The sequence below is a fragment of the Terrihabitans rhizophilus genome, assembly GCF_033898525.1.
Lineage (GTDB): Bacteria > Pseudomonadota > Alphaproteobacteria > Rhizobiales > Methylopilaceae > Flaviflagellibacter > Flaviflagellibacter rhizophilus.
In genome coordinates this window covers 387876-407434 of record NZ_JAXAFJ010000002.1, presented here as the reverse complement: position 1 = coordinate 407434, position 19559 = coordinate 387876, and the positions used below count along the sequence as shown (strand labels likewise).

General features: G+C 64.8%; 18 protein-coding genes and 1 tRNA gene. 13 read left to right on the top strand and 6 right to left on the bottom strand.

The window, feature by feature from the left end; genetic code table 11:
• Nucleotides 1-3 precede the first annotated feature (3 nt).
• Complete coding sequence (locus tag SCD90_RS05515) at nt 4-351, top strand: hypothetical protein (protein WP_319843627.1); 348 nt, start codon at nt 4-6, stop codon at nt 349-351.
• Entirely contained in the window at nt 348-1232 is an 885-nt protein-coding gene (locus SCD90_RS05510) for a cytochrome c oxidase assembly protein (RefSeq protein WP_319843626.1), read from the top strand. The genes SCD90_RS05515 and SCD90_RS05510 overlap by 4 nt, the downstream gene beginning before the upstream one ends.
• Nucleotides 1233-1564: 332 nt before the next feature.
• On the opposite strand, the gene SCD90_RS05505 is transcribed toward SCD90_RS05510, so the two are convergent.
• Nucleotides 1565-2446: an aldo/keto reductase family oxidoreductase gene (locus tag SCD90_RS05505; protein ID WP_319843625.1), complete on the bottom strand. Its 882-nt coding sequence runs from the start codon at nt 2444-2446 to the stop codon at nt 1565-1567.
• Nucleotides 2447-2545: 99 nt separating this feature from the next.
• On the opposite strand from SCD90_RS05505, the gene SCD90_RS05500 reads away from it, so the two are divergent.
• On the top strand, nt 2546-3448 hold the full coding sequence (locus SCD90_RS05500; RefSeq protein ID WP_319843624.1) for a LysR family transcriptional regulator: 903 nt from the start codon (nt 2546-2548) through the stop codon (nt 3446-3448).
• 486 nt (nt 3449-3934) lie between these two features.
• Here the strand turns inward: SCD90_RS05500 and SCD90_RS05495 are convergent, their stop codons facing one another.
• The 3 genes from SCD90_RS05495 to SCD90_RS05485 all read right to left on the bottom strand — a co-directional run bounded on the left by SCD90_RS05495 (nt 3935) and on the right by SCD90_RS05485 (nt 6278).
• The gene (locus SCD90_RS05495; RefSeq protein ID WP_319843623.1) at nt 3935-4327 is read right to left on the bottom strand and encodes a DUF1236 domain-containing protein; all 393 of its coding nucleotides are present in this window, start codon (nt 4325-4327) and stop codon (nt 3935-3937) included.
• Nucleotides 4328-4471: 144 nt separating this feature from the next.
• Entirely contained in the window at nt 4472-5881 is a 1410-nt protein-coding gene (gene glnA / locus SCD90_RS05490) for a type I glutamate--ammonia ligase (RefSeq protein WP_319843622.1), read from the bottom strand.
• A gap of 58 nt (nt 5882-5939) precedes the next feature.
• Nucleotides 5940-6278 carry a P-II family nitrogen regulator gene (locus SCD90_RS05485; RefSeq protein WP_319843621.1) on the bottom strand — a complete coding sequence of 113 codons (339 nt, stop codon included), beginning with the start codon at nt 6276-6278 and terminating at the stop codon, nt 5940-5942.
• Nucleotides 6279-6554: 276 nt separating this feature from the next.
• On the opposite strand from SCD90_RS05485, the gene SCD90_RS05480 reads away from it, so the two are divergent.
• The gene (locus tag SCD90_RS05480; protein ID WP_319843843.1) at nt 6555-8048 is read left to right on the top strand and encodes an NAD(P)H-hydrate dehydratase; all 1494 of its coding nucleotides are present in this window, start codon (nt 6555-6557) and stop codon (nt 8046-8048) included.
• Here SCD90_RS05480 and SCD90_RS05475 read toward each other — a convergent pair.
• Nucleotides 8036-9265 carry a multicopper oxidase domain-containing protein gene (locus SCD90_RS05475; RefSeq protein WP_319843620.1) on the bottom strand — a complete coding sequence of 410 codons (1230 nt, stop codon included), beginning with the start codon at nt 9263-9265 and terminating at the stop codon, nt 8036-8038. The genes SCD90_RS05480 and SCD90_RS05475 overlap by 13 nt on opposite strands.
• Nucleotides 9238-9903 carry a TetR/AcrR family transcriptional regulator gene (locus tag SCD90_RS05470; protein WP_319843619.1) on the bottom strand — a complete coding sequence of 222 codons (666 nt, stop codon included), beginning with the start codon at nt 9901-9903 and terminating at the stop codon, nt 9238-9240. The genes SCD90_RS05475 and SCD90_RS05470 overlap by 28 nt, the downstream gene beginning before the upstream one ends.
• A 102-nt stretch (nt 9904-10005) precedes the next feature.
• Between SCD90_RS05470 and SCD90_RS05465 the strand changes: the two genes are divergently transcribed.
• The 9 genes from SCD90_RS05465 (at nt 10006) to lon (ending at nt 19454) form a co-directional block, all read left to right on the top strand.
• Nucleotides 10006-10749, top strand: coding sequence for an SDR family oxidoreductase (locus SCD90_RS05465; protein ID WP_319843618.1), 744 nt, complete (start codon nt 10006-10008; stop codon nt 10747-10749).
• A 72-nt stretch (nt 10750-10821) separates the two neighbouring features.
• Nucleotides 10822-11430 carry a sulfite oxidase-like oxidoreductase gene (locus SCD90_RS05460; RefSeq protein WP_319843617.1) on the top strand — a complete coding sequence of 203 codons (609 nt, stop codon included), beginning with the start codon at nt 10822-10824 and terminating at the stop codon, nt 11428-11430.
• Nucleotides 11431-11598: 168 nt separating this feature from the next.
• Nucleotides 11599-12336, top strand: coding sequence for a ferredoxin reductase (locus SCD90_RS05455; RefSeq protein WP_319843616.1), 738 nt, complete (start codon nt 11599-11601; stop codon nt 12334-12336).
• A gap of 22 nt (nt 12337-12358) precedes the next feature.
• Nucleotides 12359-12865, top strand: a complete 507-nt coding sequence (locus tag SCD90_RS05450) for a DUF1993 domain-containing protein (protein WP_319843615.1) — start codon at nt 12359-12361, stop codon at nt 12863-12865.
• A 212-nt stretch (nt 12866-13077) separates the two neighbouring features.
• A tRNA-Leu gene (locus SCD90_RS05445) sits at nt 13078-13162 on the top strand.
• 73 nt (nt 13163-13235) lie between these two features.
• Nucleotides 13236-14582, top strand: coding sequence for a trigger factor (gene tig, locus SCD90_RS05440; RefSeq protein WP_319843614.1), 1347 nt, complete (start codon nt 13236-13238; stop codon nt 14580-14582).
• A 32-nt stretch (nt 14583-14614) separates the two neighbouring features.
• A complete protein-coding gene (gene clpP / locus SCD90_RS05435; protein ID WP_319843613.1) occupies nt 14615-15262 on the top strand; it encodes an ATP-dependent Clp endopeptidase proteolytic subunit ClpP in 648 nt (215 codons plus the stop codon).
• 273 nt (nt 15263-15535) lie between these two features.
• On the top strand, nt 15536-16801 hold the full coding sequence (clpX, locus tag SCD90_RS05430) for an ATP-dependent Clp protease ATP-binding subunit ClpX (RefSeq protein WP_319843612.1): 1266 nt from the start codon (nt 15536-15538) through the stop codon (nt 16799-16801).
• A gap of 232 nt (nt 16802-17033) precedes the next feature.
• Entirely contained in the window at nt 17034-19454 is a 2421-nt protein-coding gene (gene lon, locus SCD90_RS05425) for an endopeptidase La (RefSeq protein ID WP_319843611.1), read from the top strand.
• Nucleotides 19455-19559: the final 105 nt, after the last annotated feature.

Here is a 19559-nt window from a genome sequence, read left to right as displayed (position 1 = left end):
GCCATGATGGGATATCGCCGCTTCTCCCTTCCATGGGCCGGCCTGGCGACCGGACCCGCCGCATGGGCGTTGTCCTTTCAGCTGAACTACGTGCTCGTGCCCTGGCAGTGCGCGCACCAGCTCTATCCTGTGCCCTGGGCGGCCGGTGTCCTCGCACTTGTGGCGGCGGCAGGGGGGCTGGTCTCGTGGCGAGGCTGGCGCGGCGCGGAGGCGGATGCGCGCAGCCTCGACCGCAGGCCCGAGACCGAACGCTTCCTTGCCGCGCTCGGCGTTATGTCCGCCGCGCTCTTCACCGCCATCATCCTGCTGCACGGACTGGCGGGCTTGATCTTCCACGGCTGCGAGCGGTGACCGGAAGCCAGTTCGACCTGCTGCTTGCGGCGTCCCGCTGCTTTGGCGGGCAGACCTTTGGCGGCTGGACGCTGGATCCCACCTTGCTTGCTCCGCTGCTGCTGAGCGCCGGCCTCTACGGGTCGGGAACGCTGCGGCTGTGGCGCCGTGCGGGATGGGGCCGCGGCGTTTCCGGCGCGCAGGCCGCATTGTTCGCCCTTGGCTGGCTCGCCACCGCGATCGCCCTTGTTTCACCCCTGCATGATGCGAGCCGCCGCCTTTTCACCGCCCATATGGTCGAGCATGAGCTGTTGATGGTGGTGGCCGCGCCATTGCTGGTGCTGGGCCGTCCGCTCGGGGCCATGCTGTGGGCGCTCCGGCAAGCTTGGCGGCGCGGGCTCGGGCGGGCTGCCAGGGGCAGGCGGTTCGTAGCCCTCTGGGCGTTCCTGACGCGGCCGCTGACCGCGACGGTCCTGCACGGCTTGGCGATCTGGATCTGGCACGTGAAGGGCCTGTTCGAGGCTGCGCTCGCCGTCGAATGGCTGCACTGGCTGCAGCATCTCAGCTTCTTCGCCTCGGCGCTGCTGTTCTGGTGGGTGATGCTGGAAGGGTGGCGCCGCCGCCACGCCTCCGGTGCCGTGGTCGGCCACCTGTTCGTGACCTCGCTGCACACGGGCTTCCTAGGCGTGCTCCTGACCTTCTCGCCCAGCCTTTTGTATGAGGCCATGCCCGATGCTGGTCTTTGGGGAATGACCCCGCTGGAGGATCAGCAACTCGCGGGCCTCATCATGTGGATTCCGGCGGGGATGGTATATGCGGTCGCCGCGCTAGCAATGGCGGCCTCCTGGCTGAAGACGGCACGACAGGACAGGCCCGTCTTGTACTCGCCGAATGTGCCCTAGCGCAGCCCGGCTTGGCGACATGAAGGCCATCGGGCTGGGATCGATCGGACTGCTCATCCAATGCTCCTCTTGAGCGGATAAGCCGCCGCGCCGCTCCCGGGGTGAGGGATGGAGCGGCGCGGCCAAGTTGCCGATCAAGGGCGGGTCTGGGGGACGGCTCCCTTGAACAGATACCCAGACTGGCAGGCTTGCCCATCCTGCACTAGGCGGCGCTTCTGTACGCAACCCGGTTGGTACGTCTTGGCGCTATTTAGAGACCAAGGGGCACCCGGCTCCGCCGTGAGTTCCATGATTTGATGCATGGTCAGGCCTCCTGCTTAAGGCCGGCAGCGTCACAAGCCCGCAGCACTCCCGGCGATACCGTCCAGTTCGGCGAGATCGTCGTCGTTCAACGTGACTTCAGCGGCTGCGAGGTTCTCCTGCAGATGCCCCGTAGAAGACGTGCCGGGAATCAGCAGGATGTTCGACGCTCGCTGCAGCAGCCATGCCAGCGCAATCTGCATGGGCGTGCGCCCCAGCCGGTCCGCGACCCCGCTCAAAGCTGAAGACTGCAGGGGAGTGAAGCCGCCCAATGGGAAGAATGGCACATAGGCCGTTCCCTCGGCCTGCAACCGGCCGATCAGACCGTCATCGGCGCGCTGCGCAAGGTTGTACTGGTTCTGCACGCACACGACCGAGCAGATCCGCCGGCCATCCTCCACCTGCCGCTGCGTGACATTGCTGAGCCCGATATGCCGGACCAGCCCTTCTTTCTGCATCTCAGCCAGCGCCGAAAGCGGCTCTTCAAGCGAGCCTTCCGCAGGCCCGTGTACGCTGAACATGGCCCGGAGGTTGACGACCGGAAGGATATCCAGGCCGAGATTGCGCAGGTTGTCGTGAACGGCCTGACGAAGTTCGTCGGCTGAGAAGGCCGGAAGCCACGAGCCGCCCTGACCACGCCTGGCTCCGATCTTGGTGACGATCACGAGATCGTCGGCATAGGGATGAAGCGCCTCGCGGATGATCTCGTTCGTGACATGGGGTCCGTAGAAGTCGCTGGTGTCGATGTGGTTGACGCCGGCTTCAACCGCGGCTCGCAGCACTGCCACGGCTTCCGCGCGGTTCTTCGGCGGCCCGAACACGCCCGGACCGGCAAGCTGCATGGCCCCATAGCCGAGCCTGCGAACCTCGAAGTCTCCAAGCCGAAACGTGCCGCTGCGATCAATCATGGACATGGCAATCCTCCTCGTTGGGTGGACTGAACCTAGGCTGTCGCGCTCCAGCTGATAATGGGGCACAATCCGCACGAGCTGTCCGGAACGGCGAACAATGGCATGCTGGAAGATCTGAACCACTTTGTCTGGGTCGCTCGCGCCGGGGGCTTCCGTGAGGCTTCGCGGCTGAACCAGACGAGCGCCTCGGCTCTCAGCGATGCCGTGCGGCGGCTCGAGGCAAAGCTTGGCGTGCGCCTGCTGCATCGATCGACACGGAGCGTGGTGCCGACGGAGGCCGGGCAGCGGCTGCTGGCGCGCCTGACACCCGCCTTCGACGAAATCAGGTCCTCTCTCGACGTGATCAACGGATTTCGCGACAGCCCAGCCGGCACGCTGCGGCTGAACGTGCCCGTGAGCGCCGCGCGTCTGGTGCTGCCAGCCATCGTGCCGCGCTTCCTTGCGGCATATCCCGACATCAGGCTGGAGATCGTGGCCGACGACAGTTTCGTGGACGTGGTCTCCGCAGGCTGCGACGCGGGCATCCGCTATGATGAGCGGCTGGAGCAGGACATGATCGCCGTGCCCATCGGCCCGCGAACGCAGCGTTTCGCCACGGCCGCGGCGCCTTTCTATCTCGATGGGCGAGGACGTCCGGAGCATCCGCGCGACCTGCTTGGCCATGCCTGCATCCAGGGGCGTTTCAGCAGCGGGGCGATGACTACGTGGGAGTATGAGCGCGAGGGCGAGGTCGTTCGCGTCGAGCCCGGTGGTCCGCTGGTTGTCAGCGCGGGAGCGGCGACGGATCTCGCGGTCGATGCCGCTCTGTCAGGAACGGGAGTGATCTCCCTGTTCGAAGACTGGCTGCGGCCCCATCTGGACAGCGGACGGCTGGAGGCGGTGCTTGAACCCTGGTGGCCGCGATTTACCGGCCCCTTCCTCTATTATCCGGGCCGCAGGCTGGTGCCGGCGCCTCTGCGGGCCTTTCTGGATTTCATCAAGCTGGACGGCTCCGTCCCGACATGAAAACGCCCCCTCGCATGCGAAGGGGCGCGTTGCCATTGGTTCGTCGGAGCCTGTCCGTGCCGGGCATGATAATGCGCGCGGGCGATCGAACCCTATCGGCTTTGATTGTACGTTCAGGTGAACCACATCTGCGCCATCAGGTTGCTGCCTCCATCAACGATGGCATGCAGCAGATGTCGTTCATATGTAACGATGTAATTTCTGATTGTCTGACGTCCTGATGCCAGTATTCATCTCAGCGGATGAAACGTTCTATCAGGTTATATCTGCTCCGGCGGGGTCATTTTCTTAAACCTCCGTATTCCGTGTCTGACAATGAGAGATTGGTACTGTCCTGAATGACAGTCAAGTGACATCGGAAAAAATCTGCGGAGGTACCGCATCGCACGGAGTGCGCCTCCTCATCATTTCGGCGCGATGCGCACCGAAAACGAAAATGCCGCCCGGGAGGGCGGCATCGTCGTCATTGTCCTTGGTGGTGCTGGCTCAGTCGACGATCTCGACAACCTTGCGGCTGCGGCGATCGACGATCACGCGCTGGTCGTTGACGTAAGCGTAGCTGTAGCTTTCGTAGTTCGGCACTTCGCGGACGACGACGGTCTCGGGCAGTGCCTCGCCGACGACTATGCGACGCTCGACGCGAACCGGCTCGTAGCGCTCGCGGACCACGTACTGGCGAACTTCGGCCGGCGGCGGATCGATGGCCGTGCCGGCAATGCCGCCGACCACGCCGCCGACGACTGCGCCGACCGGGCCGCCCACTACGGCGCCCGTGGCCGCGCCGCCAGCCACGCCGGCTGCGGTGCCTTCCTGTGCCTGTGCGGCGCCGGACAGAGCAAGAGCGCCGATAGCGGCAGCAAGAATGATCCTGGTGTTCATGTTTTTATCCCTCGTGGTCCCCGGTCCAGACAACCGCACTGGTACGGAATGGTTCCTTTGGTGGGCGATCGAGGGTTACTCAAACAAGAAGCCGGGGCGCTTCCACGCCCCGGCTTCTTGCAGTGCATCGATGTTTCGCTGGTCTTAGTGCGAGTAGTACATCTCGTACTCGACCGGGTGCGGGGTGTGCTCGAACTTGATGACTTCCTGCATCTTCAGGGTGATGAAGCTGTCGATGAAGTCGTCGGTGAACACGCCACCGGCCTTCAGGAACTCGCGATCCTTGTCGAGGCTCTCGAGCGCTTCACGCAGCGAGCCGCACACGGTCGGGATTTCCTTCAGCTCCTCGGGCGGCAGATCGTAGAGATCCTTGTCCATGGGCTGGCCGGGATCGATCTTGTTGAGGATGCCGTCCATGCCGGCCATCGCGAGGGCCGCGAATGCCAGGTAGGGGTTCGCCAGCGGATCCGGGAAACGCACCTCGACGCGCTTCGCCTTGGGCGAGGTCGCGAACGGGATGCGGCACGAGGCCGAGCGGTTGCGGGCCGAATAGGCCAGCAGCACGGGAGCCTCGAAGCCCGGGACCAGGCGCTTGTAGGAGTTGGTCGACGGGTTGGTGAAGGCGTTGACGGCCTTGGCGTGCTTGATGATGCCGCCGATGTACCACAGGCACTCCTGCGAGAGGCCGGCATACTTGTCGCCCGCGAAGAGCGGCTTGCCGTCCTTCCAGATGGACTGGTGGCAGTGCATGCCCGAACCGTTGTCGCCATAGACCGGCTTCGGCATGAAGGTCGCCGACTTGCCGAACGAGTGCGCAACCGAGTGGATGCAGTACTTGTAGATCATCAGCTGGTCGGCCATCAGCGTCATCGTGTCGAACTTCATGCCGAGTTCGTGCTGCGCGGAGGCGACTTCGTGATGGTGCTTCTCGACTTTGACGCCCATGGCTGCCATGGCTGCCAGCATCTCGCCGCGGATGTCCTGTCCGGAATCGACCGGGGGAACCGGGAAGTAACCGCCCTTGGTGGCGACATGGTAGCCGTTATTGCCGCCCTCGTAGGCGGTGTTCGAGTTGTGCGGCAGTTCCGGGTGATCGACCTGGAAGCCGACATTGTACGGCGTGGCGGAGTACTTCACGTCGTCGAAGATGAAGAACTCGGCTTCCGGGCCGAACGAGATGGTGTCGCCGATGCCGGCGGAGTTCACGAAAGCCTCGGCCTTCAGCGCGATGCCGCGCGGATCGCGGGGGTAGGGCTCGCCGGTGGTGGGCTCGAGGACGTTGCAGACGACCGAGAGGGTCGATGCCGCGAAGAACGGGTCGAGGCAGGCGGTCTCGGGAACCGGCATCAGAAGCATGTCGGATTCGTTGATGGCCTTCCAGCCGGCGATCGACGAGCCGTCGAACATCTGGCCTTCCTCGAAGAACTCTTCGTCCACCATGGAGATGTCGAAGGTGACGTGCTGCCACTTGCCCTTCGGATCCGTGAAGCGGAGGTCCACATACTTCACATCGTTGTCCTTGATGAAGCTCAGGACTTCCTTGGCGCTCTTCATGTCTGCTTCCTCTGACGTAAGAAATTAAGCGGCGGACGCCGCCGATAGGCTGGTGGGCTCAGATGGCGTCGATGCCGGTCTCGCCCGTGCGGATGCGGATGACTTCCTCGATGGTGGACACGAAGATCTTGCCGTCGCCGATGCGACCCGTCTGCGCGGCCTTGCGGATGGCGTCAATAGCGCTGTCCACGAGGTCGTCGCCGATCACGACTTCGATCTTCACCTTGGGCAGGAAGTCCACAACATATTCGGCGCCGCGATAAAGCTCGGTATGGCCCTTCTGGCGGCCGAATCCCTTGGCTTCGATGACAGTGATACCCTGCACGCCGACCTGCTGCAGGGCCTCCTTCACCTCATCGAGCTTGAACGGCTTGATGACGGCCTCGATCTTCTTCATGTCTACCCCTGTTACCTGCCGCCGCCGCGGGCGCGCCCACCACTAGCAGCAATCGTGCCAAAGACGCGGAACCGTTTTTTACGGCAGCTATTGTCTATGCCCTCTATGTTCGCGACGTGGCGGTATGCCTGTTGATGATTAAAAAGCGGTCAAGTGGCGCATGTTTAGGCACGATGCCGCCGCGGTTTTGATCGGCGGTTGCTTCAACATTGAGCAAGAGCGAAGAGCGGGTCGACAGAAGCCAGCCCCAGCAGCACCGGATAATCTGCACACATGATCGAGCTGCTGACGACGGAGGAGATGAACCGCGCCGATGCGCTGACCGCCGCGAGCGGACGGCCGGTCGGGGAATTGATGCTGGCAGCAGGGCAGGCGGTCCGCGACTCGGCCGTGGACATGCTGCCTGACGGCGCGTGCGTCTACGTTCTTTGCGGAACCGGCAACAATGGCGGCGATGGCTTCGTTGCCGCGCGCCTGCTGCAGGAAAGCGGCTACAGGGTGCGGGTCGGGATCGTGGGGGATCGGGGTTCGATGCGCCCGGATGCCGCAGCGGCGGCTGCGCTCTGGCACGGCCCCGTCGAGCGGGTGTCGGCCGACCGGCTGGAGGGCGCTTCCTTGATCGTCGATGCGCTGTTCGGCGCAGGCCTTGCGCGCGACGTGCAGGGAGCCGCATTGGAGGCCGTGCGGCTGGTCAACAGGTCCACCGCACGGGTGCTCGCCGTCGATGTGCCTTCCGGGGTGGACGGAACGACCGGTGAGGTGCGCGGCGAGGCTGTGCAGGCCGATGCCACGATAACGTTTTTTCGTTTGAAGCCGGGACATGTGCTGTTGCCCGGGCGAGAGCTTTGCGGGCGCGTCCGGCTGGCCCAGATCGGCATCGAGCCGGGGGTGCTGGATGCCATCGGCAGTCGCGCATGGTTGAACCGACCCTCGCTCTGGGGCTCCTGTTTTCCCGTTCCGGGTGCCGGCGGGCATAAGTACAGCCGGGGACACGCCTTGATTGCCGGCGGCTCGACCATGACGGGTGCGGCCCGCCTGGCTGCGCGGGCGGCGCTGCGGACAGGCGCCGGTCTCGTAACGCTTGGCGCGCCGCCAGCCGTCCTGCCGATCTACCAGGCGGCGTTGGAGGCTGTGATCGTCCTGCCGATGGACGGCAGAGGCGGCTTTGCCGACCTGCTTCTCGATGACAGGCGCAATGCGGTGCTCGTGGGTCCGGGCGCAGGCGCGGATTTCGCCACCCGGGAACTTGCCTGGCTTGCTCTTGAAAGCAGCCGCTCCGTGGTGCTGGACGCCGACGCCCTGACCAGCTTCGCGGACGAGCCGGAGCATCTGTTCTCGCGCAACAAGCAGAACGGGAACGTCGTTCTGACCCCTCATGAAGGCGAGTTCAACCGCGTCTTCAGGGGCTTGCGCGGTTCATCTCGTTCGAAACTTGAGCGCGCACGGGCGGCCGCGGAAGCTTCGGGTTCCGTCGTGCTCCTGAAGGGCGCGGACACCGTGATCGCCGCGCCGGATGGGCGGGCCGCTATTTCGGACAACGCGCCTCCATGGCTCGCTACGGCGGGGTCCGGTGATGTGCTGGCCGGCATCATCACAGGCCTTCTGGCGCAGGGCATGCCCGCGTTCGAGGCCGCCGCGGCGGCGGCCTGGATGCACGGCGAGGCCGCTCGCGAGATCGGACCGGGGCTGATCGCCGAGGATCTGCCGGATGCGCTCAGGCCCGTGCTGGCCCGGCTCTACGGGGCTGCGGCCAGGGCTCAGTCTACCTGAACCACGCTTCTGAGCGTGGGGCCGCCGCCTTCCAGCGGCTGGAGGATGACGGGATATCTTCCAGCGCTGTCGATAACGAAGGCGAGCCGGCTGGTCTCGCCGGGGAAGATGAGTTGCGTGTCCAGCCACCATGGCTTCCAGCCGTCGTCCATCGTGTCCAAGTGGCGAGCGCTGACGCCTTCAAGCCGCAGAGCTGTGAGCACCTTGCCGCCCGAGACGGTCAGCACCACCGTCTGGCCCTTACGCGCATTCACCAGAACCTCCGGTGCCGGCTGGCCTGTCGGGAGGTTGGCCCGGACGGCAGACTTCAGCGGTATCTTGGCAGGAAGGCGTGGGTTGTCAGGGAGCCTGTCCGCGAGTGTTCGCGCGGCGACGGGTTCGCCGGCCACGGCGATGCGGACGAGGACATGATCCGGCGTGAGATCGTCCTTCACCACCACGTCGCCGGGCAAGGCCGGCATGTCGAGGAGGATGTCGGCGCGGCCGAGCGGCGGCAGGAGCAGCACATTGTCGAGCGGAGGAAACGGTGCGCAGGGCTGGCCATCGAGCGCGATGATGCGGGCGCCCTCCGGCAGGCGAAGCGGCGCCACGTCCTCCGCGAGATTGGCCAGGCGAAGGCGCAGGCGCTCGCCGAGCCGCGCGGACACGGAGAGAGCCGGGCCGCCGTTCACCAGCACCAACCTGCGCCGCGACCCGTCTTCGCCGGCAAGGTTGAGAATGCTGAACGCGGCGCAGATGTCGCGGTCCGCCACAGCGGGATCGTTGCCGCCCACGATGACGGGACCCGCCAGCAGAACCGTCTCGCCGACGTTTTCCTCAGCCTCTGCGTGAAACCTGTAGACGAAGGTGCCGGCGTCCGGCGCGGTGAACCTGATGGTGCGGGTCTGTCCTGCGGGCACCGGTTCGTCCGGCGCTATGGACGAGCGAAGCCCCTGCACAGAGAACCGCAAAGCCGCAGCGGTGCCGTTGCTGATGTCGAGGATGGTCTCTGCACCGGCGACCGTGTTCACCAGCGGGCCTGCCGCCGCGCCATTGATCAGGGGCGCGAGCAAAGTTTGCGAGGTGCCCGGCACCGCCCACTCGCCCGGCTTGATGGCAAGCAGGATCGGCGGGGATGCGCCCTGTGCGGACGCAAGGTCAGGTCTCGCCAAGAGAGCGGCGATACCCGTGGTCAGCAGCAGGCGTCGCGTCAGTGCTGGTTGGCTGGCTCGATGCATCCCGCCGTCATAGCGGGCTCCTGAGCCGACCGCGAGTCGGACGCGCTCTGACCGGCGGGGAGGGTGCGGATCGCAATCTCGGCAACCTGCTGAAGCTCCTCGCGCTCCGCGCCATTGGCGGCGAGCAGGGCAATGCCCTGGACGACCGCGCTGACATAGCGGGCGAGAGCCACCGGGCAGACGTCCGGCGCGAGGTCTCCCTCGTCCTTGGCGCGCTGGAACCGGGCGGTCACTGCCTCCTCGATGCCGCGACGTCGGGCGACGATCTCCTTCGCCACCGAATCATCGGCAGTGCTGCAGGCCGTGCCGCTCTGAACCACGAGGCAACCGCGCGGCTCGCCGGGCGTGGTGGAGCTTTCCGCGGTGCCACGGAAGATGCGCTCAAGCACCTCGCGCGCCGTCGGCGCTTCAAGAACCCAGGCAAAGAACTCGGAGCGGCGCTCGCCATAGCGGTCGAGCGCGGCGCGGAACAACTGCTCCTTGTTTCCGAAGGCTGCGTACAGGCTGGGCGGGTTGATGCCCATGGCCTTCGTCAGCTCAGCCAGCGAAGCGCCTTCGTAGCCGCGACGCCAAAACACCCCCATCGCCGCAGCGAGGGCGGTGTCGGTGTCAAATGACCGGGGCCGGCCGAGTGCCATAACGCGTTCCTTCCATTCCTTCTGAACCAGTACAAGCCCGTTGACAGGCACGTCTACAGACTAGAAATGTAATGACCGTTAGATAAAACGCAAGAGTCCATCATGCCGGATCAGCAGCAGAACAGGTTCGCCTTCATCACCGGCGGCAATCGCGGGCTCGGTCTGGAGACCGCGCGGCAACTCGGCGCGCTCGGCGTGACGGTGATCATCGGGGTGCGCGATGCGGGAAAGGGCGAGGAGGCGGTATCCTCTCTGCGCAAAGGCGGCGCGGACGCGCACTTCATCGCCTCCGACATCAGTACAGACGCGGGGCGCGCAGTCGTCCGGAACGAGATAGAGAGCCGCTTCGGCCATCTCGATATCCTCGTCAACAATGCCGGCGTCATGCACGAGGGAATGGGAACGAACACCACGCTGAGCGTCGAGCCGGACATCCTGCGTGACACCTTCGACGTGAATTTCTTCACACCGGTTGCGCTGACCCGCGAACTTCTCCCGCTTCTGCGCAAATCGGCCGCCGGCCGGATCGTGAACCTCTCCAGCATCCTGGGCTCGCTGACCCTGCACGCCGATCCCGCTTCGCCGATCTATGACGCCAAGGGCTTCGCCTATGATGCCTCCAAGACGGCGCTGAACGCCTTCACGGTGCATCTGGCGCATGAACTTCGCGACACCGCCATCAAGGTGAACTCGGCGCATCCCGGCTGGGTGAGGACCGATATGGGTGGAGCAGGCGCCGATCTCGACATCGAGACCGGCGGGCGCACCAGCGTGCAGCTTGCGACGCTGGCGGAGGACGGACCGACAGGCGGCTTCTTCCATCTCGGGCAGCCCCTGCCGTGGTGACTTCACCGACATGGCCTTGGCAACAGGCACGTGTAACCTGCGCCTGAACTGGTTTCCGCCATGGAGGACGGCATGATCACGCGCGGTTTCTTTGGACGCCCCAGGCCGCAGGAGCCGGAAGGCCGCGTGCCGCCCGGCCAGCACCTGACCGACGACTTCCCGGTCTTGTCGGCCGGGCCCACGCCTCGCATCGAGGCGGCGCGCTGGACCTTCGAGCTGAAGCACGGCCCACGCCCGCTGGTGAAATGGACTTGGGACGAGTTCAACGCGCTGCCGATGACGCGGATGACGCGGGACATCCATTGCGTCACCACCTGGTCGAAGCTCGACACCCCGTGGGAGGGCGTGCTGATCGACGACGTGCTGGCGGCAGCAGGGGTGGAAGCGCCGACCGATTTCACGCTGGCCCATTCCTATGACGGCTATTCCACCAATGTGCCGACCGCGGATCTCGTCGGCGGCAAGTCCATGGTGGCTCTGAAATATGAGGGCCTGCCGCTGACGCACGAGCATGGCGGCCCCGCGCGGCTGCTGGTGCCGCATCTCTATTTCTGGAAATCGGCGAAATGGGTGACGGGCCTGCAGTTCACCGAGCGCGATGAGCTGGGTTTCTGGGAACTGCGCGGCTACCACGCCTATGGCGATCCGTGGCGCGAGCAGCGTTATTCCAGCGATGCGTGATGGGGCTGCGATGCCGATGGCTGCGTCCCGGAAGCGCGAACGCGCTGTCCGGGACCCATGCGCTCCGCTCTGGTCGATAGCGGACAGGCAGCGATTCAGATCGCAAGCACACAGCGTATGGGTCCTGGACAGATGCATTCGCATCTTCCGGGACGCAGGTGGGGTTTGATGGCGTCCACTTCCCTGCACTGGCAGACGGCCACGATCACCCGCATCGTGGCGCGCACGCCGACCGTCACATCCTTCTTCCTTCGTCCTGCCGAGCCGTTCGGCTTCCGGGCGGGGCAGCACGTCGACATCCGCCTGGTCGCGCCGGATGGCTACGAGGCACGGCGCGCCTACTCCATCGCCTCCGCTCCGGAGGACGGACCGTGGATCGAGCTCGCTATAGAGCGCCTGGAGAGCGGTGAGGTGTCGCCGTTCTTCCATGAGGTGGCGGCAGTCGGCGACGAGATCGAAGTGCGTGGGCCGCTGGGCGGGCACTTCGTGTGGTCGGTCGAGGATGGCGGGCCGCTGCTGCTGATCGGGGCGGGCTCCGGGGTCGCGCCGCTGATGTCAATGCTGCGGCATCGGGCAGGGGCGGGCTCCACCGTTCCGGCCTTGCTGCTGGTGTCGGCGCGCACATGGAACGACGTGATCTTCCGCGACGAATTGCTGGCTTTGGAAGGCGCCAAGGATGGCGCGCAGATCGTCCTGACGCTGACGCGCGACAAGCCGCGCCGGGCAGGTGATTTCAGCCGCCGGCTGGACGCCGCGATGCTGGCGGAGGTGCTGGCGCGCCTGCCGGACCCGCCGCAGCGGACCTTCATCTGTGGCTCCAATGCCTTCGTGGACACTGCCGCCGACGCCCTCGTGGCCGCCGGCGTGGCTCCCCAGGATATTCGCGCCGAGCGCTACGGCGTCTGACGCCTCAACAGGAGAAACGTGCATGCCTCTTTCGATGTATCAAACCAGCGTGCCGGTGTTCCTCCACGGTTTCGCCAATCTGTCCGCCATCCTCGACAAGGGACTGGCCTTCGCCGACGAGCAGGGCGTCGATCCGGATGCTCTCGTGCAGGCGCGGCTGATCGAGGACATGGGGCCGCTGTCCAGCCAGGTGCAACGGGCAAGCGACACCGCCAAGGGCTGCGCGGCGCGCCTGGCAGGCATCGACATGCCAAGCTTCGAGGATAATGAGGCAACGTTCCCCGAGCTCCAGGATCGGATTTCCCGAACGGTCGCCTTCCTGCAGACGGTGCGTCCGGAGCAGATCGACGGGTCGGAAGAGCGAGACGTGCTGCTGACGGCCGGGAAGCAGTCGTTTGCCTTCAGGGGGCAGGAATTCCTGCTGCAGCACGCGCTGCCGAACTTCTTCTTCCACGTCACGACAGCCTACGACATCCTGCGTCATAAGGGCGTGCCCGTCGGCAAACGGGATTACCTCGGGCGTCGTTGAGCGCGTCCCGGAAGATGCGCAGCGTCTCTCCGGGGCTCATACGCCGTGAGTTCGCGGTTCTGCCATCGCCCCATCAGAACACTCGGAGCGTATGGGTCCCGGACAGCGCAGGCGCTTCCGGGACACCAAGTCGGGCTTGCGCTCTTTTTTGCGTGCGAAGCGCAATCCGCATGCTATAGACGCGACCGCCTCCGTGAGGGGGCTCGCCCGGCGCGGGCGTGGCGGAATTGGTAGACGCAGCAGGTTTAGGTCCTGCCGCCGCAAGGTGTGGGGGTTCGAGTCCCTCCGCCCGCACCATTAGCGAGACCCGCCGGAAATCCATTCAGAGCTGGTGCTCCGTCGCGAGCCCGTACGATCCGGAAGAAGAACAATGCAGGTCACCCAAACCCTTTCCGAGGGACTGAAGCGCGAATTCCGCATCACGGTGCCGGCCGGCGATCTCGACAGCCGCGTCGCGACCCGTCTCAGCGACCTGCAGGGCAAGGTCCAGATCAAGGGCTTCCGCCCCGGCAAGGTGCCGGCCGCCCACCTGAAGCGCCTCTATGGCCGCTCGGTGTTCGGCGAGGTGCTGCAGGAGGTGATGACCGAGGCGAACCAGAAGATCGTCGAGGACAACAAGATCAAGCTCGCCGGCCAGCCCAAGGTGTCGCTGCCGGAAGAGCAGGCCGAGATCGAGGGCGTCGCCGCCGGCAAGAACGACCTGGCCTATACGGTCGAGGTCGAGGTGCTGCCGGAGATCACGGTCGGCGACCTGAAGACCATCAAGGTCGAGCGCCTCGTGACCGACATCTCCGACGAGCAGGTCGACGAGATGCTGGCGCGCATTGCCGAGCAGAACGCCACCTTCGAGCCGAAGGACGGAGCAGCCGAGACCGGCGACCAGATCACGATCGACTTCGTCGGCTCCATCGACGGCACGCCGTTCGAGGGCGGCGCCGGCAATGATCATCCGCTGGTGCTCGGCTCGGGACAGTTCATCCCCGGCTTCGAGGAGCAGCTGGTCGGCGCCAAGGCCGGCGATGAAAAGACCGTGACCGTGAGCTTCCCCGAGGACTACCGGGCAACCGAACTGGCCGGCAAGGACGCCGCCTTCGCCGTGACGGTGAAGGGCATCGCCTCCTCGCAGAACGCGAAGGCGGACGATGAGCTGGCCACGAAGCTGGGCATGGAATCGCTCGACAAGCTGAAGGATGCCGTACGCGAGCAGATCGGCAACCAGCAGAAGCAGGCATCGCGCCAGAAGCTGAAGCGCGCGCTGCTCGATGCACTTGATTCGACGCACAGCTTCGACCTGCCGCCGAGCCTCGTCGAGCAGGAGTTCGCGGGAATCTGGACGCAGGTGGAGCGCGAGATCGCCCAGGGCGGCGACGCGGCCAAGGAAGGCAAGAGCGAGGACGAGCTGAAGGCGGAGTACCGCACCATCGCAGAGCGTCGCGTGCGTCTCGGCCTGCTCCTTGCGGAGATCGGTGAGAAGGCCGATATCCAGGTGACGAACGACGAGGTGACTCGCGCCGTAGTCGAGCGTGCCCGCCAGTTCCCGGGCCAGGAACAGCAGGTCTGGGAATTCTATCAGAAAACGCCGGAGGCGCTTGCCGAACTCCGCGCGCCGATCTTCGAGGAGAAGGTGATCGACCATATCGTCGAGCTCGCCGACGTCTCCGACAAGACCGTGACGCGCGAAGAACTGTTCGCAGACGCTGAATCCGAGGAAGTTTGAGCGGCCTGAGCGGCCGCGCCTGAGGAGTTGAGATGCGCGATCCGTATGAAACCTACATGAACCTCGTCCCCATGGTCGTCGAACAGACGAACCGGGGCGAGCGCGCCTACGACATCTTCTCGCGGCTGCTCAAGGAACGCATCATCTTCCTGACCGGCCCGGTGGAGGACGGCATGGCGTCCCTCATCGTGTCGCAGCTTCTCTTTCTGGAGTCGGAAAACCCCAAGAAGGAAATCTCGATGTACATCAACTCGCCGGGCGGGGTGGTTACGTCGGGTCTCGCGATCTATGACACCATGCAGTACATCCGTCCGAAGGTGTCGACCTTGTGCATCGGGCAGGCAGCCAGCATGGGTTCGCTGCTCCTGACTGCCGGTGAAAAGGACATGCGCTTCTGCACGCCGAACGCGCGCGTGATGGTGCATCAGCCGTCCGGCGGCTTCCGCGGGCAGGCCTCGGACATCGAGCGTCATGCCGAGGACATCGTGAAGCTGAAACGTCGTCTCAATGAGATCTACGTGAAGCACACCGGCCGCGACCTCGAGACTATTGAACGCACGCTCGACCGCGACCATTTCATGACGGCGGACCAGGCCAAGGATTTCGGCCTCGTCGACCAGGTGCTGGAAACCCGTCCCGACGACGGCGAAGGCGCAGCCAAGCTGACTTCCGCCACCTGAGGGGACGGATCGGGTCGGGGGGAAAGGCTCCCTGACCCTTGGCCCGCGATTTGCAGCACCTGATCCGCAGCCTGCGTACCCTAGGTGGGTTGATCCGAACGGCCCTACCATGGTCACATTCGCAGCGAGTCTTAGGTGTGGGTGAGGATTCTGGTGCGGCATCCGGGGTGCGGGCGCTGCGAAACACATTGTTAGGCCGGCGGGCCTAGCCTCGAAGGTTCAGGTGCAAGGGCGCCGGGCCCGTGGCAGTCGCCGCTGGAAGGATTGGACGATATGAGCAAGGCCGGCAGCGACTCGAAGAACACGCTCTACTGCTCGTTCTGCGGCAAGAGCCAGCACGAGGTCCGCAAGCTGATCGCTGGCCCGACGGTGTTCATCTGCGATGAATGCGTCGAGCTGTGCATGGACATCATCCGCGAGGAGAACAAATCCTCGCTGGTGAAGTCGCGCGACGGGGTGCCCACCCCGAAGGAGATCCGCAAGGTCCTCGACGACTATGTCATCGGGCAGGACCAGGCGAAGAAGGTTCTCTCGGTCGCGGTGCACAACCACTACAAGCGCCTGAACCACGCCACCAAGCACAACGATGTCGAGCTCGCGAAGTCGAACATCCTGCTCGCCGGCCCGACCGGTTCCGGCAAGACGCTTCTGGCGCAGACGCTGGCGCGCATCCTCGACGTGCCGTTCACGATGGCCGACGCCACCACGCTGACTGAAGCCGGCTATGTGGGCGAGGATGTCGAGAACATCATCCTGAAGCTGCTGCAGTCCGCCGACTACAATGTCGAGCGCGCGCAGCGCGGCATCGTCTACATCGACGAAATCGACAAAATCTCCCGCAAGTCCGACAATCCGTCGATCACGCGCGACGTGTCGGGCGAGGGCGTGCAGCAGGCGCTTCTGAAGATCATGGAAGGCACGGTTGCCAGCGTTCCCCCGCAGGGCGGCCGCAAGCATCCGCAGCAGGAATTCCTGCAGGTCGACACGACGAACATCCTGTTCATCTGCGGCGGCGCCTTCGCAGGTCTTGAGCGCATCATCTCCTCGCGCGGCAAGGCCACGTCCATCGGTTTCGGCGCACGTGTGTCCGGACCGGAGGATCGCCGTACCGGCGAGGTGTTCCGCGAGGTCGAGCCCGAGGATCTGCTGAAGTTCGGCCTGATCCCGGAATTCGTCGGCCGCCTGCCGGTCATCGCGACGCTTGAGGATCTTGATGAGAGCGCCCTCAAGAAGATCCTGATGGAGCCGAAGAACGCGCTGGTGAAGCAGTACCAGCGCTTGTTCGAGATGGAGGGCGTCGAGCTTTCCCTGCACGAGGATGCGCTTGGTGCGGTGGCGCGCAAAGCCATCCAGCGGAAAACCGGTGCCCGCGGGCTTCGCTCCATCCTGGAAGCGATCCTGCTCGACACGATGTACGACCTTCCGGGACTGGAAGGCGTGGATGAAGTGGTCGTCTCGGCGGATGTGATCGAGGGCGGCGCGAAGCCGCTCTACATCTACTCCGACCGCGCGAAGGACGCCTCGGAAGCCAGCGCCTGATGAGCGCAGAACCGGCCCTGTTCTCGCCGGTTCTTACAGGTCGCGACTGCACGGCACGGCGTCTTGAAACGCCGTGCCGCACCGACCATCTCTTCATCAACAACTACCGTCGGCACGAAGTGCGACGGTCATCCGCCACAAGCGATATTGCGCGGTGCTCCGCGCGAAGCCGAAATCGCCCCAGGCTTTCGGTGCCGGGCCATCGTGCCGGCACCGCGAAAGGAATGATCCTATGACTGGTTCCAAGGCCAACCTGCCGGTTCCGGGGGAAAGCGGTACCTATCCCGTCCTGCCTTTGCGCGACATTGTCGTGTTCCCGCACATGATCGTGCCGCTCTTCGTAGGGCGCGAGAAGTCGATCCGCGCGCTTGAAGCCGTTATGAAGGAGGACAAGCCGATCCTTCTGGCCACGCAGCTCAACCCCACGGACGACGACCCGGCAGCCGACGCCATCTACAAGATCGGCACGCTCGCGAATGTGCTGCAGCTTCTGAAGCTTCCCGACGGCACCGTGAAGGTGCTGGTGGAAGGCCTCGGCCGTGCGCAGGTCTCGCGCTACAGCGGTCGTGAGGACTTCTACGAGGCCGAAGCAGAGACGCTTGCCGACATCAACGGCGAGGGCGTCGAGCCTGCGGCTCTGGCGCGGTCCGTGGTCAGCGAGTTCGAGAGCTATGTGAAGCTCAACAAGAAGATTGCGTCCGAGATCGTCACCGCCGTGACGCAGATCGACGATGCGTCGAAGCTGGCCGACTCCATCGCATCCCACCTCTCGGTGAAGATCCCCGAGAAGCAGGGCGTGCTCGAACTGCTCAACGTCGTTGAGCGGCTGGAGCGTGTGCTCGGCCTCATGGAGAGTGAGATCTCCGTGCTGCAGGTGGAGAAGCGCATCCGCACGCGCGTCAAGCGCCAGATGGAGAAGACGCAGCGCGAGTACTATCTCAACGAGCAGATGAAGGCGATTCAGAAGGAGCTCGGCGACGGCGATGAAGGCCGCGACGACACCGCCGAACTCGAAGAGAAGATCAAGAACACCAAGCTCTCCAAGGAAGCCCGTGACAAGGCCAATGCGGAGCTGCGCAAGCTGAAGCAGATGAGCCCGATGTCGGCGGAAGCCACCGTCGTGCGCAACTACCTTGACTGGCTGCTGACGATTCCATGGGGCGACAAGTCCAAGGTCCGCAAGGACCTGTCCTTTGCCGAGCAGGTGCTCGACGCCGAGCATTTCGGCTTGGACAAGGTCAAGGAGCGCATCGTCGAGTACCTTGCGGTGCAGAGCCGTGCGAACAAGCTCGCGGGCCCGATCCTGTGCCTTGTCGGACCTCCGGGCGTCGGCAAGACCTCGCTCGCCAGGTCCATCGCCAAGGCTACCGGCCGTGAATATGTCCGCATGTCGCTTGGCGGCGTCCGGGACGAGGCCGAGATCCGCGGCCATCGGCGCACCTATATCGGCTCGATGCCCGGCAAGGTCATCCAGTCGATGAAGAAGGCGAAGAAGGCCAACCCGCTCTTCCTGCTCGACGAGATCGACAAGATGGGCATGGATTATCGCGGCGACCCGGCCTCGGCACTTCTCGAAGTGCTGGATCCGGAGCAGAACGGCTCGTTCAACGACCACTATCTCGAGGTCGACTACGATCTGTCCAACGTGATGTTCATCACCACGGCGAACACGCTGAACATCCCCGGCCCCTTGATGGACCGCATGGAGATCATCCGTATCGCCGGCTACACCGAGGACGAGAAGGCGGAGATCGCTCGCCGCCACCTCATCCCCGGCCAGGTGAAGAAGCATGGCCTGAAGCCCGAGGAGTGGTCGATCGACGACGCCGCGCTGATGACGATGGTGCGCCGCTACACGCGGGAAGCCGGCGTCCGCAGCCTGGAGCGTGAAGTCGCGACCATGGTCCGCAAGGCCGTGAAGGAGATCGTGCTTGGCAAGGTCAAGAAGGTCGACGTCACGGAGGAGAACCTCGAGCAGTATCTCGGCGTGCCGAAGTACCGCTACGGCGAGGCGGAGATGGAGGATCAGGTCGGCGTGGTGACGGGTCTTGCCTGGACGGAAGTCGGCGGCGAGCTCCTGACCATCGAGGGCGTGATGATGCCGGGACGCGGTCGCATGACCGTGACGGGCAACCTCAAGGACGTGATGAAGGAATCGATTTCGGCGGCGGCCTCCTATGTCCGTTCGCGTGCGGTCGATTTCGGCATCAAGCCTCCGCTGTTCGAGAAGCGCGACATCCATGTCCACGTGCCGGAAGGGGCAACCCCGAAGGACGGCCCCTCGGCCGGCGTGGCGATGGCCACCGCGATCGTTTCGGTGATGACGGGCATTCCCGTGCGTCGTGACATCGCCATGACCGGCGAGATCACGCTGCGGGGCAGGGTGCTGCCCATCGGAGGTCTGAAGGAGAAGCTGCTGGCCGCGCTGCGCGGCGGCATCAAGACCGTGATGATCCCCGAGGACAATGCCAAGGACCTGATCGACATCCCGGACAATGTGAAGAGCGGGATGGAGATCATTCCCGTCCGTCACCTGAACGAGGTGTTGCAGCACGCCTTGCTGCGCCAGCCTGAGCCTATCGAGTGGGAAGAAGCGGCAGACCCCATGCCGAATCCTCATCCCGAGGATCCGGCGGTCGTCACCGCGCACTGACCTCCTACGAACGAGAACTGTGAACGGCCCGCATCTGCGGGCCGTTTGCGTATGTTCTGTGCCGATGGGGCCACACCCTCGCCGCGGCGGCGAATCAAGTGCGCC